Here is a 12,253-nt window from a genome sequence, read left to right on the forward strand (position 1 = left end):
TAAGGAATAAGTTTACAAGAAGACATAGAAGTAGCTTATCCATTGTGGGGGTTCATTGAAAAAAGGATTAAAAAAGTAATATTTACGTATGCTGCAGTTAGCGTAAAAGTATTAGAAAAAAGGTGAAGTTTACGTTTTAAAAAGTACCCTATAAGATAGACACTTTCAAAGAGGTCATCTTAGAGGGTATTTTTGTTTATGTTGTAGAAGAAACGCTGAAGTATGAACTTTCTCACAGCAAGAGCTTCGTTGGCTATTAGAACGACTATCAATTCAGCAGCCAAAGGCAATTGTGAAATCTGCAAAGGGTGTCTTTAAACCGGTCTATTATTAATGATGCCATTATCCATATATGAAACTGAAAGGAAATGTGGTAATCGATTTGACGAATGTTAATCCGAATTAAGAAGAGGTGGAGTCAGATTTATGCGGATACAACGTTAAGGACAAACATACCCAAACCACGCTTTTTGGTGTATTTTTACTTCAACTTACGTGGCAGAATAATGAAAAATTAGTTAATATTAAAAATAAATATTTTTGTAAAGAAAAGGGGAGAAATTTATGTTTTCTAATGAAGAAAGAGAGTCTATTTATAAAGTTATTTATAATAGGAGAGATATTCGAAGTTTTTTATCAACTCCTATCCCTGAAAACATTATACTAAGAATATTAAATGCAGCTCATCATGCACCTTCAGTAGGATTTATGCAACCTTGGAACTTTATTTTGATTTCCACGGACGAAATTAAAGAAAAATTGGCTTGGGCAGCAGAAAAAGAAAGCAGAGCATTAGCTGTTCATTATGATGGGGAGAAAAAAATGAAATTCCTTGATTTAAAAATTGAGGGTTTAAAAGAAGCTCCTATAACTATTTGTGTTACATGTGACCCTACAAGAGGAGGTTCCCATGTATTAGGACGAAATTCCATTCCTGAAACAGATATATTATCAACAGCTTGTGCTATTCAAAATATGTGGTTAGCTGCTTGTGCTGAAGGACTTGGAATGGGGTGGGTAAGTTTTTATAAAAAGAATGATATTAGAGACATTTTAGAAATACCACCACACATCGATCCCATTGCTCTTATATCAATCGGTTATACTGAAAATTACCCAGAAAAACCCATTTTAGAGTTAGCTAATTGGGAAAAAAGGCGTTCTTTAGAACATCTTATTTTTGAAAATAAATGGGGACAAAACTAAAAACTTATTAATCTATCAGGGTGCGTTATGGGTAGTTTTGGAACACAAAAAAACCTAATTCTTCCTTAAAGATTGTAAAGCAATTATAATGGGTAATTTACGTATCCATGCCCTCCTCCTCGTCAAATAATTTTAATTTACATAATATAAATACTTTTGTCACAACTTTCTAGTTATTGGATGGTTCCTATAAATTATCGTTCAAAAGGGGATTATTCGTTTAAATAATGTTAATTATCGTTTAATGTAGATTTGTCCCATATTCATAAAAATTATTTTAAGAGAGATGAACTTAGCTTGTTGTTAAAGAATCACGATTCAAGTTCATAAGAAAATATATATTGAGATTCTAAAACGGGAATACTTGAAGAGTCGAACATACAAATTTGTATGTTCGACTCTTTTTACACATTATATAGAACCAATGGATAACTTTTTTTATATAGTTGAATTGACTCAGAAAAGATTACTAAAGGATTGAAAGTAGCGACAAGTAATAAATTTGATACTCTAATTTTTAAAAAGTATTTAAAAAAGGTGTTGATTATGATCTTGCAAAATCTAATAAAAGACAAAAGTGAAGCAGCCTAGGTTCATTTAAATAAATTTAAACAAGTGTTAATGAACACTTTAAGGAAAAAAATAAAAAGGGTCACTTGGGATAGGAGTGACCCTAAGTAACAAAATTCGGAGGTGTAAGGCTAAAATAGCTTTACTTTACTATCAATATGCGGTGATAGCGTAGTTTGTTTAGTTCATAGCCTGAGAAATAGATTTAAAAATAAAAATGCTCTGATATGATTCATAATTAACTTACCAAAATTTAAAGAATGACTTATTTTAATTTTTTATAAATTTAATCCAAATCTCTTTAATTCAATGAAAATACCTTCCAATTGTTTTCCTTTGTCTGTTAACGTATATTCCACACGAGGGGGAACCTCCGGGAATACCTTTTTATTCAATATCCCATGATCTTCTAGTGTCTTAAGACGGAGTGAAAGTGTTTTCGGGCTAATTCCATTCATTGATTTCAATAGGTCACTGAATCGCATTGTTCCTTCTATAAGCAGATCGCGAATAATTAAAAAAGTCCATTTAGTCCCAATCACGTCGAGCGTTTTAGCAATGGGGCAAGTCTCATCTGGTGCTCCTTTGGTTAATATTACTGGCTCAATAACACTCATATGAAACATCCTCCCGAAAAATTTTTTTGTTTAATTCACCTTATCATATCACAATAGTATACTTTCAGAAACTTTATGAAATAAATATCACTACTTCCATAAATGAAGTTACTATATTTATAATATCGTTGTACTTATAATTTCATCCCTTATTGAGGAGGTGACTAAAATTATTGCAAGAAATCAACGAAACAAACTACCGTTTGCTCTCATTGCTATATAAATCAATGCTTTGCTATTGAGACATAATCATGAGTATCTTCCGGATGAAGCAAACGATTTGAATTTTACCTTAAGTGCAGTAGGGTTATCAACTACACGCTAGGCAGTTTTTTTAGAAATCATATAATTGAAGGAGCTAGATAAAGATGAAAAATATACTTATAATTAACGGTCATCAGAAGTATAGTTCAGCAGAGGGGAATTTAAACCAAACATTGATGAACAAAATGGTCAGTTTTTTAAGTGAAAAAAACAATGTAAAAACAACAATTATTCAAAAAGGATATAAAATCGAAGAAGAACAACAAAAATTTATATGGGCTGATATTGTCATTTACCAAACACCTATCTATTGGTTCAGTGTCCCCGGCTTATTGAAGTCCTATATGGATGAAGTATATGCTTATGGTTTATTTTTTAGGGGTGCCGATCAGTATGGAAAAGGCGGGTTGTTGACTGAAAAGAAATATATGTTTTCGACTACCTGGAATGCTCCTGAAAAAGCATTTAACGATCCAAGTCAATTTTTTGAAGGGAGCAACCTAGAAGATGCATTAAGTCATTTACATCGTATACATAAATTTCTCGGAATGAAGCCTTTAAAGAGTTTCTCTTGTTATGATGTAGTCAAAAATCCGAAAGTTGAAAAGTTTGTATCTGAACTTGATTTACATCTGCAAGAGGTATTGAATTTTTAATCTATTAAGTAAACGTATAAGGGGAGAAAAACATGTTAAAAGATAAAAAAGTTGTAATTATCGGTGGAAGCTCTGGGATTGGTTTGGAATCAGCTAAACAGCTAATAGCTCATGGGGCAGAAGTAATCATTGCCAGCCGTTCCGAAGATAAATTACGGAATGCCAAAGAGCAGCTAGGAGATAGAGCAACGGCTTATACTCTAGATACAACGCAAGAACAGCAAGTCCAGTCTTTCTTTGAAAAGATCGGCCAGTTCGATCATCTTGTGGTAAGCGCGGCAGAAACATCCGGCGGGTCATTCCTCCAAACGGATACAGCCCAAGCCCGAAAACTGTTTGAAAACAAATTCTGGGGACAATATTATGCAGCGAAATACGGTGCTTCGAAAATTTTACCAAACGGTTCAATCACTTTGTTCTCTGGGGTTGTAGCCTACAAGTCTATGGTTGGCTCAGCAATTCTAGGTGCAGTCAATGCGGCTATTTCGAATCTAGGCCAGACTTTGGCTTTAGAACTTGCTCCGATCCGAGTAAACATCGTTTCACCTGGAATAATTGATACACCTTCCCGTAGCAAAATGGCAGAAGAAGCACGTAATAACTTCTATAATGCAGTTGAAAACAAACTCCCTGTGAAACGAATAGGAAGAGCTGAAGATGTTGCACAAAGCGTACTATACTTGCTACAAAATGGTTTCGTGACTGGAACCGTTCTTCATGTAGAAGGCGGTCACATTTTAACTTAGGTGTTGGATTAACTCCAAGTACTTTTTTTGAATAATATCCAAAATCAAACGTGATTCGAGACACTAAAGAAACTGTAATACTTAATATTTCAAATGGAATCCCACTTAAATCAATAACTGTAATATTTGCTTCACTACCAGAACTGTATAAAGTTCTTAGAGTTTCTTCAAATGATATATGATGAATTGCTTTACATTGAGAGAACGCTTGAAAAGCGCTTTGGTAGACCTCATGTGAAAATAAAATATGTACAAACGACGAAAAGAATATGAAATTGAAGGGAATTTTAGAAACTGCATAAATTTTTATGCAGTTTTTTCTTTACTTTCAAATAATTATTTTGTAAGATAAAGCCAAATTCAAAAGTGGCCAGACCACTTTTGAATTCATTCAGTAAGAGACGCCATCATCTGAAAATGGTGGATTTTGTTTCTTTTTAGTAGGTTTCCAAACACCTACTGAATGAAGATAAAGCCTTTGGATGCATTGTTTATCTGCGCGAAAGGAAAGCGACAGTAATAATTATTCCAAGGCGAATAGATTGACCGAGGAGTTGATCGTATGGATAAAAAAACCAAACAAAAGAAAGTGTTTTTAGATATCGTCCAACAATTACGACAACTTATTAAAATAGAAAAAATACAGGCTGGTGAAACGTCACCTTCCGAAAGAGTCCTTTCAGACGTCTAGGTGTCGGGCGATCCTCTGTGAGAGAGGCATTGCGAAGTTTAGAGTTATTAGGTCTTATTGAAACGAGACATGGGGAAGGTACGTTTCTAGCTTCTACAAAAGCATCAGCTCGTAGAAATATTGTCGATGTTTATATTAGAAGATGAAAAATCAAAAAGGATTTCGAATTAACGCGACAATTCATGAAAAGGAAGCCATTCGCATTATAAGTTGTACAGAAACTCTGCGAGCACTACCAGTGTGGGGCAGTTTTTTTGTAAAGCTAGAGATAGAAAGTACGATGAATTGTCGGGATGTTTTACGAGAAATAATCATCACGTAAGGAAATCGTCTTTCACTAAAAGTCTGGTTTCAGTTAGTAGTTTATGGCGATGACCGTTTAAATCGAAACTCAACAGAAGAAGAAAAATTAATCATTCAAACTATGTTGAAATCGATGCAGCTTGGCTATGAAAAAGAAGCATTTAAAGCTTACGAACAGTGGATGAATGCTGAACAAGGCATTTAGACAACAAAGGGGGAGTCAAACATGGCAATACGTAGCTTTTTTAGTAAAAAGAAAGAGGACGGACAGGAAAAGGGATTTCCAGAAGGACTTATGACAAAATGTCCAGAATGCCGTCACATTCAGTTAACAAAGGAATTAGAAAAAAATCATAAAGTGTGTACAAAATGCGACCATCATTTCAAAATGACTGCACAGGAGCGCGTAGCATATTTCTTAGATGAAGGTTCATTTGTTTCAATGGATGATCATTTACAAACAAGTAATCCACTTAATTTCCCTGATTATGTAGAAAAAATTTCAGTGGCTAAACAACAAACGGGATTAAGCGAAGCTGTACTGACTGGCGTAGGTACTCTTGATGGAGAAGAAATTGTTGTAGCCATTATGGATTCTCATTTCCGTATGGGCTCAATGGGCTCCGTTGTAGGAGAAAAAATCACACGTGCCGTTGAAAAAGCTATTGAATTACGTGTACCGGTTATTATCTTTACTGCTAGTGGTGGAGCGCGCATGCAAGAAGGTATTCTATCATTAATGCAAATGGTAAAAACGAGTGTGGCATTAAAACGTCATAGTGAAGAAGGACTATTATTTATTTCGATCATGACGCACCCTACTTACGGTGGCGTTTCAGCAAGCTTTGCTTCTGTTGGAGATATTAATATTGCGGAACCACAAGCATTGATTGGCTTTGCTGGTCGCCGTGTCATTGAAGAAACATTAAGAGAAAAATTACCAAGTGATTTCCAAAAATCAGAGTTTTTACTAGAGCATGGTCAGCTTGATGCAGTTTTCCATCGGAAGGATTTACGAAATCAAATAGTAATGCTTGTAAAAATGCATACAAAAGGCGGTGTGCAACATGTCTAAAAATTTAGCTTTTGAAGAACCAGTAATACAATTACGAGAAAAAATTGATGAATTAAAAACGATTGCTACAGAGGCAGATGTAGATATGACAAGCGAAATCGAAAAGCTTGAAACACGTCTAACACAGCTAGAACAATCTATTTATGCCAATATGAAGCCATGGGATCGTGTACAGGTTGCTAGACATCCAGAACGACCAACAACTTTACAATATATAGAAGCTATGTGTGAAAACTTTATTGAGTTACATGGAGATCGCACATTTGGTGATGATGCAGCTATTCTTGGAGGAATTGCTCTCTTTGAAGGACTGCCTGTAACAATTGTTGGACACCAGCGCGGAAAATCAACTAAAGAAAATATTCGGCGGAATTTTGGTATGCCACACCCTGAAGGATATCGTAAAGCATTACGCTTAATGAAGCAGGCTGAGAAATTTAAGCGCCCAATTATTTGTTTTATTGATACGAAAGGTGCCTATCCAGGAAAGGCAGCCGAGGAACGCGGCCCAAGTGAAGCCATTGCCAGAACTCTTGCTGAAATGGCGATTCTAACAGTACCAGTTATTAGTATTGTTATTGGGGAAGGCGGAAGTGGTGGTGCCATTGCATTAGGCGTAGCTAATCGAGTCTTTATGTTAGAAAACTCAACGTATTCGGTTATCTCGCCTGAAGGGGCTGCATCGATTTTATGGCGAGATGGTAGCCTAGGGAAGCAAGCTGCAGAAGCAATGCGTATAACAGCACCTGACTTAAAAGAGCTCGACGTTATTGATGGAATAATCCCTGAAATAACTGGTGGTGCACACCGCAATGTTCCGAAGCAAGCATCCTATATAAAAGAATGTATAAGCGTCACACTAAAAGCATTGAATTCTCTAAATGGCGAACAATTAATTGAGGATCGCTATGAGAAATTCAGAAAGATTGGACAATATACAGAAGCTTAAATTCATTTTTAGGTTTTTGGACATGTGAATTTGTTCGTAAAGAGATAAAAATTGTTTCTTAAATAAATTAATATCCTAATGATGGAAGAAAAAAGAGTTGTAGTTTGTAAAAAAGATTGATCATTTATAATTAAGTTCGATTATTTGTAATATAGTTTGATAAAAATAACTTCGCATTTAAATAAAACCCACGCATTTTGATCAAACTTTTTTCAAAATTCGTGGGTTTCTTCTATATTGAATAAACGATCTTCAACAATCGGGCAATTCGGTACTGCACCCCAAAAGTTAGGTGTCGAAACAAAAACTAAAAGGGTCACATAAAATTTTCGGAACGCCTATTTCTCCTTATACTATCGACTTAATAAATAAGTATTTATTATGGGTTTGCTTTTCAACATCAACTGTACAATGAAGAATATTTTCTTTACTTTAAGAAGCAAATAGGAGGTTTTTGTTTTAATGATCCTAATAAATATTGGATAAAGCGACGTACTTGGGTCTTGGTGATCTCATTTAAACAGGTTGAACAGCCATGGTCCGTTAAAAAGCTTAAGAAGAGCTGTAAATTGTATTCATAACTCGTAACCGTATTTTCCGAGTAATTTTTTTCAATCTCAATATACAATACAAATTCATCGATGGCTGCGTGTAGTTGCAAGTATAAAACCTCCAGATATCGTATTAAACAATAATTATTATCTGTACAAAATCATCCCATTATCGTAAAAAAGGAGAGTTATCGTTCACATGAAAATTATAAGGAACTTCAGAATTACAAGTCGAAAAGTACAGATATTATGGATAGTTGACGTATCTAAACCCTCCTCCTCGCCAAATAATTTTAGTTTACATAATATAAATTATAGGAAGTTATGTTTCATTGAAAAGTATACTAATAATAGTGAGACAGAATTGAAAAAATAAGTATAGTAAACGCTCAGTTAATTTTGTTTAGGACAACAAAATTTTATATGCACTAGACCATAAATGCTGTAGACTCTGCTTAAATTAAATTTAATGAAAAGACAACAAGCAAGTTATTTATACCTGCTTGTTGTTACCAAACGTTTTTTATTTACAGATGTCATCTTTACTTTACGTGCTTATTAATTAATAGTACCCATAGTATCAATCCATCATCCCCTTAAATAATTCGCTATTACAGCTAAAACTCCAATTAAAAAATGCACCCTTGATAAAACCTTTAATTGTATGATTATTTGGTATGGTTTTCAAATCTCTATTCATCGTTCCAAATACAGTCTTTTTAAGGCTCAAACCCAGCCTGGCTCACATACACTTGATTTTCGGGAAAGACTTCAATAAATCGGTTATATACATTTTTAAGAACATGTGGTCCGTACCATTCCTCTAAACCAAGTTGGGCGTATTTCTTTTCAATACCGAGTTTTCGTGTGCGTTTACCGCCACTACCATCGCCCATGAAGTAGTCATCTATACAGATCCGATCGACATATGGCTTTAGTTTCAACGGAAAATGGTTCCCACTTGGTAAAATGGGAGCTATAGCAACTTGGGTTGGTATGCCTGCAGCTGCTAATTTTCCCAATGTTTTAAAGCGTGCCTGGATTGGAGGTGCCTTTGGAGTAAAATGTTTTCGTATCGTTTCAGAATCGGTTTCAATCGTCATACTAACTCGAACTTTGTCCTTCAATTGTTGCAGCAAATCGATATCTCGACTTACCAGTGGGCTTCTAGTCTGTATTAATAAGAAGTCAGGTGGATCTTCTACCATAACTTCTAGTAGAGATCGTGTCACCTTTTCCTTTTGCTCTATTGGCTGATATGGATCTGTACTTGATGACATAAAAATAGTTACATTTCCTTTAGCTTTGGCGCGATGAAGTTCTTTTTTTAGTAAATGTGCAGCTCCATTTTTTACATCTACCCAATTTCCCCATTCTCCTTCCCGAAATAGAGATACTGGCATTTCACGGACATAGCAATAGGAACACCCAAATGAACAGCCTGTATAAGGATTAAGTGAATGCGTATATCCGGAAAGGAAGCCAGTCCCTTTATTCAGAATGGTTTTTGGATTTTTATAGAATAATTCACTACTCATGAAGGCATCTCCAATCGTTGTACAGCAATAATTAGATTACTCAATGTGTAATGAAGCTCGCTTTTCCAGATTAAGGAGCAGAGTCTTCATTTCTAATCCGCCCCGATAGCCAGTTAATGAGCCGTTCTTTCCAATTACGCGATGGCATGGCACCGTAATTAATACTGGATTAGCTCCGATAGCCGTGCCAACTGCCCGAACAGCTGCTGGTTTATGAATATCATGTGCAATATCGGAATAGGATTTCGTCTGTCCATAAGGGATATCACAAAGTGCCTGCCAAACTGCTTGCTGGAATGGTGTACCTACGTACTCAAATGGGATCGTAAAGGATTTCCGTCTTCCGTCTAGATACTGAGTGATTTCAACGACAAAGGGCTCAAGTTTTTCAGCATTTTCAACAAGCGGACTTCCTGGAAAGTGTTTCGTCGCCCATTCGACTAATTCCTCAAATGGTTTGTTCTGTGAACCTATAAACACAAGATCCTTTGACGTTGACGCTATATAGAAGTTCCAATCTTTAAACTTTAGTAAAGACCAGTAAAGTGTTGGTTTATTCAATTTTTCCATTGTCCTGTTCCTCCATCTTCCTCATTTGACGAAATTGCGCTGGGGTCTGGCCCGTTTTCTTTTTAAATAAAGTAATAAAATAAGGCGTATTAGCCATCCCCACACAAATGGCGATATCTCCAATCGCTTTATTTGTCTGAATCAAATACTTTTTAGCTGCGTGAACTCTAACTTGCTGTATATACTCAACTGGCGTAATGCCCTTAATCTTTTTAAATGTTCGCTGCATATGATACGGACTTCCATGACAAATGCTTGCTAACGATTCTAGCGTTAGTTTTTCTGTGAAATTTTTATCAATATATTCCGTAATTAAATTAACCCACTCGCTATCAGGTAGATTTTCATTTGTAGGCTTGCACCGTTTACAAGGGCGAAAATTTGCACGGAGAGCTTGTTCTGCGTTTTGAAATATACATACATTTTCTTTTTTCGGAACGCGTGATTTACAAGAAGGCTTACAAAATATCCCTGTTGACTTCACAGCGTAAAAAAATTGATTATTGTACGTTATATCATTATTTATAATGGCTTGCCATTTCTCTTCTGTTATCAGTTCTACATCATTCGAATGACTTTGAGTGTAGCTCTCTTTGTGGCCGTGATCCATTCTATCTGGCATTTTCTCACCTCAACTTATAATATACTCCCTATCCATTCAAAATGGACATTTCAAAGAATGAAATAGCAACATATTGAAATTTAATGTTTATTTAGAATCGTGAAAAATGATTCCAAGGCCATATCGTTCTCCCGAAATAACCGTGCTTACACCGTGCCGTACTGTATTTTTATAATAACCCTTTTTACCGAGAACAGGTCTGTGGTTAGTTGGAAAAATAAGTGCACTGCCTTGCTCTAACGTAATGACATGTCCCCTGCTTTGGGCACGTGGGATTTGTTCTACTAATAAAGATTCTCCACCGGAAAAGTCTTTCTCACGTTGATTTAATACAAACACTACTTGAAACGGAAAAAATAGATCGCCATATAAATCGTGATGCAAACAATTAAATCCGCCTGTTTCGTACTTTAATAGTAAAGGTGTCGGTCTCGTTTGATTAAACTCCTCACAGGTATTCAAAAAATCTTGAAGTTGTTCTGGATACTGCTCCGTTTTCTTTAAATAGCTCAGCCACCGATTAGCTGTTTTCGCTAATTCTACATAAAAAGACTCTCTTAAATGTTGAAGGATGTCGGGTAATGGATATGAAAAATATTTGTACTCCCCATTTCCAAAGCGATATCTCGTCATATTGATTGTCGTTCTGTAGGACTCTTCCTCCCCATACATTTCCATGAAAAATTCACATTCCTCTTTTGTTAAAATTGCTGGAAGCTTTGCAAAACCTTGCTCATCTAATTCATTTTGAATGGACTCCCAATCTAAGTTTTCGACACGTGCCTTTATGTCCTGTATCATGTTATCCCTCCTATTTAGCATTCTTGATAACTAACACTATAACCTCATCCATTGAAAAAAATAAGGTGTTTAGAATGTAATAGCAAGATAACAAAATTACTAAAGATGATGATGTGATAAAGTAAAAATGACATCAATGTATTTTGTAAAGGAGAATGAAAAAAATGATATGGCATGAAGTCAAGAATGGTATTGTCATTACCCTACCTGAACAGTTCAACATGAATGCCAATCTAGGCTATCTATCAAGAGAACAGAATGAATGCATGTATGAAATAGAGAATGATAGCATTACAAAAGTAATAACTATCGGTGAAATTCGGTCCTTAGTACAGATAAACTTCATTAATAATAAACAAATGCTTGTTCAATTCTTAAATGAATCTAAACCTATTGAGAGGTGGAAATGCGAAGAGATTGTCAAATTTATGGATGAGTGGTTTGATCTTAATAACGATTTAACACACTTTTATGAAATGGCAAAAGCAGATCCTTTACTTAAAGTACCTGCCCGAAACTTCTATGGATTACGAGTAATTGGCATTCCTGATTTATTTGAAGCTTTATGCTGGGGAGTTTTAGGCCAACAAATTAACTTAGCCTTCGCGTACATCTTAAAGAGGCAATTTGTAGAAAAATTTGGCGATTTCATCGAATGGAATGGTAATAAATATTGGGTGTTCCCATCGTACGAAAGAATTGCACAGTTAACACCCTCAGACCTTGCAGATATTAAAATGACGGTGAAAAAAAGCGAATATATCATTGGCATTGCGAAATTAATGGCAAGTGAAGAATTGTCGAAGGAAAAATTAATGAAAATGGATTTTAAAGATGCTGAAAAAAGCTTAATTAAAATACGAGGAATTGGCCCTTGGACAGCCAATTATGTTTTAATGCGCTGCCTTAGGTTCCAGACAGCCTTTCCAATCGATGATGTGGGTCTTATTAATTCGATAAAACTATTACAAAATATGAATCGAAAGCCGACGAAAGATGAAATCACGGAATTATCGATACCATGGAAAAACTGGGAATCCTACGCCACCTTTTATTTATGGCGTGTCCTTTACTAAATAAATTCTATTTGAGAC

Annotated in this window: 14 protein-coding genes; 8 read left to right on the top strand and 6 right to left on the bottom strand. The window is 35.4% G+C overall.

Features of this window, described 5'->3' with window-relative positions; translation table 11 throughout:
• Positions 1-564: 564 nt before the first annotated feature.
• Positions 565-1,206 (top strand): 5,6-dimethylbenzimidazole synthase, encoded by a 642-nt coding sequence (gene bluB / locus C9J29_RS12685; RefSeq protein WP_090001461.1) that lies wholly within the window; start codon positions 565-567, stop codon positions 1,204-1,206.
• A gap of 848 nt (positions 1,207-2,054) precedes the next feature.
• On the opposite strand, the gene C9J29_RS12690 is transcribed toward bluB, so the two are convergent.
• Positions 2,055-2,393, bottom strand: a complete 339-nt coding sequence (locus tag C9J29_RS12690) for a winged helix-turn-helix transcriptional regulator (protein ID WP_008177502.1) — start codon at positions 2,391-2,393, stop codon at positions 2,055-2,057.
• A 368-nt stretch (positions 2,394-2,761) separates the two neighbouring features.
• Between C9J29_RS12690 and C9J29_RS12695 the strand changes: the two genes are divergently transcribed.
• The 6 genes from C9J29_RS12695 (at position 2,762) to C9J29_RS12715 (ending at position 7,077) form a co-directional block, all read left to right on the top strand.
• Positions 2,762-3,313 (top strand): NAD(P)H-dependent oxidoreductase, encoded by a 552-nt coding sequence (locus C9J29_RS12695; RefSeq protein WP_008177500.1) that lies wholly within the window; start codon positions 2,762-2,764, stop codon positions 3,311-3,313.
• Between the two features lie 32 nt (positions 3,314-3,345).
• A complete protein-coding gene (locus tag C9J29_RS12700) occupies positions 3,346-4,059 on the top strand; it encodes an SDR family oxidoreductase (protein WP_008177498.1) in 714 nt (237 codons plus the stop codon).
• 562 nt (positions 4,060-4,621) lie between these two features.
• Positions 4,622-4,750 (top strand): hypothetical protein, encoded by a 129-nt coding sequence (locus tag C9J29_RS25160; protein WP_008177496.1) that lies wholly within the window; start codon positions 4,622-4,624, stop codon positions 4,748-4,750.
• 17 nt (positions 4,751-4,767) lie between these two features.
• Positions 4,768-4,896 carry a hypothetical protein gene (locus C9J29_RS25165; RefSeq protein WP_008177494.1) on the top strand — a complete coding sequence of 43 codons (129 nt, stop codon included), beginning with the start codon at positions 4,768-4,770 and terminating at the stop codon, positions 4,894-4,896.
• A 383-nt stretch (positions 4,897-5,279) separates the two neighbouring features.
• Positions 5,280-6,128 carry an acetyl-CoA carboxylase, carboxyltransferase subunit beta gene (gene accD / locus C9J29_RS12710; protein WP_089986506.1) on the top strand — a complete coding sequence of 283 codons (849 nt, stop codon included), beginning with the start codon at positions 5,280-5,282 and terminating at the stop codon, positions 6,126-6,128.
• On the top strand, positions 6,121-7,077 hold the full coding sequence (locus tag C9J29_RS12715; RefSeq protein ID WP_090001455.1) for an acetyl-CoA carboxylase carboxyltransferase subunit alpha: 957 nt from the start codon (positions 6,121-6,123) through the stop codon (positions 7,075-7,077). The genes accD and C9J29_RS12715 overlap by 8 nt, the downstream gene beginning before the upstream one ends.
• A gap of 427 nt (positions 7,078-7,504) precedes the next feature.
• Here the strand turns inward: C9J29_RS12715 and C9J29_RS12720 are convergent, their stop codons facing one another.
• From C9J29_RS12720 to C9J29_RS12740, 5 genes are all read right to left on the bottom strand, one after another.
• Positions 7,505-7,738 (bottom strand): site-specific integrase, encoded by a 234-nt coding sequence (locus C9J29_RS12720; protein ID WP_043990338.1) that lies wholly within the window; start codon positions 7,736-7,738, stop codon positions 7,505-7,507.
• Between the two features lie 609 nt (positions 7,739-8,347).
• Entirely contained in the window at positions 8,348-9,166 is an 819-nt protein-coding gene (locus tag C9J29_RS12725) for an SPL family radical SAM protein (RefSeq protein WP_090001453.1), read from the bottom strand.
• Between the two features lie 36 nt (positions 9,167-9,202).
• A complete protein-coding gene (gene adaB / locus C9J29_RS12730; RefSeq protein ID WP_107922269.1) occupies positions 9,203-9,736 on the bottom strand; it encodes a methylated-DNA--[protein]-cysteine S-methyltransferase in 534 nt (177 codons plus the stop codon).
• Positions 9,720-10,358, bottom strand: a complete 639-nt coding sequence (locus C9J29_RS12735; protein ID WP_107922270.1) for a bifunctional transcriptional activator/DNA repair enzyme AdaA — start codon at positions 10,356-10,358, stop codon at positions 9,720-9,722. Before C9J29_RS12735 ends, adaB begins: the two co-directional genes overlap by 17 nt.
• Before the next feature lie 87 nt (positions 10,359-10,445).
• On the bottom strand, positions 10,446-11,159 hold the full coding sequence (locus tag C9J29_RS12740) for a 2OG-Fe(II) oxygenase (protein WP_107922271.1): 714 nt from the start codon (positions 11,157-11,159) through the stop codon (positions 10,446-10,448).
• Positions 11,160-11,323: 164 nt separating this feature from the next.
• On the opposite strand from C9J29_RS12740, the gene C9J29_RS12745 reads away from it, so the two are divergent.
• Complete coding sequence (locus C9J29_RS12745) at positions 11,324-12,235, top strand: DNA-3-methyladenine glycosylase 2 (protein ID WP_107922272.1); 912 nt, start codon at positions 11,324-11,326, stop codon at positions 12,233-12,235.
• Positions 12,236-12,253: the final 18 nt, after the last annotated feature.

Source organism: Lysinibacillus fusiformis, assembly GCF_003049525.1.
GTDB lineage: Bacteria > Bacillota > Bacilli > Bacillales_A > Planococcaceae > Lysinibacillus > Lysinibacillus fusiformis.

Excerpts from the sequence above, each read along its gene's own strand:
- bluB (WP_090001461.1), top strand. The coding sequence starts at position 565 with ATGTTTTCTAATGAAGAAAGAGAGTCTATTTATAAAGTTATTTATAAT.
- C9J29_RS12690 (WP_008177502.1), bottom strand. The coding sequence starts at position 2,393 with ATGAGTGTTATTGAGCCAGTAATATTAACCAAAGGAGCACCAGATGAG.
- C9J29_RS12695 (WP_008177500.1), top strand. The coding sequence starts at position 2,762 with ATGAAAAATATACTTATAATTAACGGTCATCAGAAGTATAGTTCAGCA.
- C9J29_RS12700 (WP_008177498.1), top strand. The coding sequence starts at position 3,346 with ATGTTAAAAGATAAAAAAGTTGTAATTATCGGTGGAAGCTCTGGGATT.
- C9J29_RS25160 (WP_008177496.1), top strand. The coding sequence starts at position 4,622 with ATGGATAAAAAAACCAAACAAAAGAAAGTGTTTTTAGATATCGTCCAA.
- accD (WP_089986506.1), top strand. The coding sequence starts at position 5,280 with ATGGCAATACGTAGCTTTTTTAGTAAAAAGAAAGAGGACGGACAGGAA.
- C9J29_RS12715 (WP_090001455.1), top strand. The coding sequence starts at position 6,121 with ATGTCTAAAAATTTAGCTTTTGAAGAACCAGTAATACAATTACGAGAA.
- C9J29_RS12725 (WP_090001453.1), bottom strand. The coding sequence starts at position 9,166 with ATGAGTAGTGAATTATTCTATAAAAATCCAAAAACCATTCTGAATAAA.
- adaB (WP_107922269.1), bottom strand. The coding sequence starts at position 9,736 with ATGGAAAAATTGAATAAACCAACACTTTACTGGTCTTTACTAAAGTTT.
- C9J29_RS12735 (WP_107922270.1), bottom strand. The coding sequence starts at position 10,358 with ATGCCAGATAGAATGGATCACGGCCACAAAGAGAGCTACACTCAAAGT.
- C9J29_RS12740 (WP_107922271.1), bottom strand. The coding sequence starts at position 11,159 with ATGATACAGGACATAAAGGCACGTGTCGAAAACTTAGATTGGGAGTCC.
- C9J29_RS12745 (WP_107922272.1), top strand. The coding sequence starts at position 11,324 with ATGATATGGCATGAAGTCAAGAATGGTATTGTCATTACCCTACCTGAA.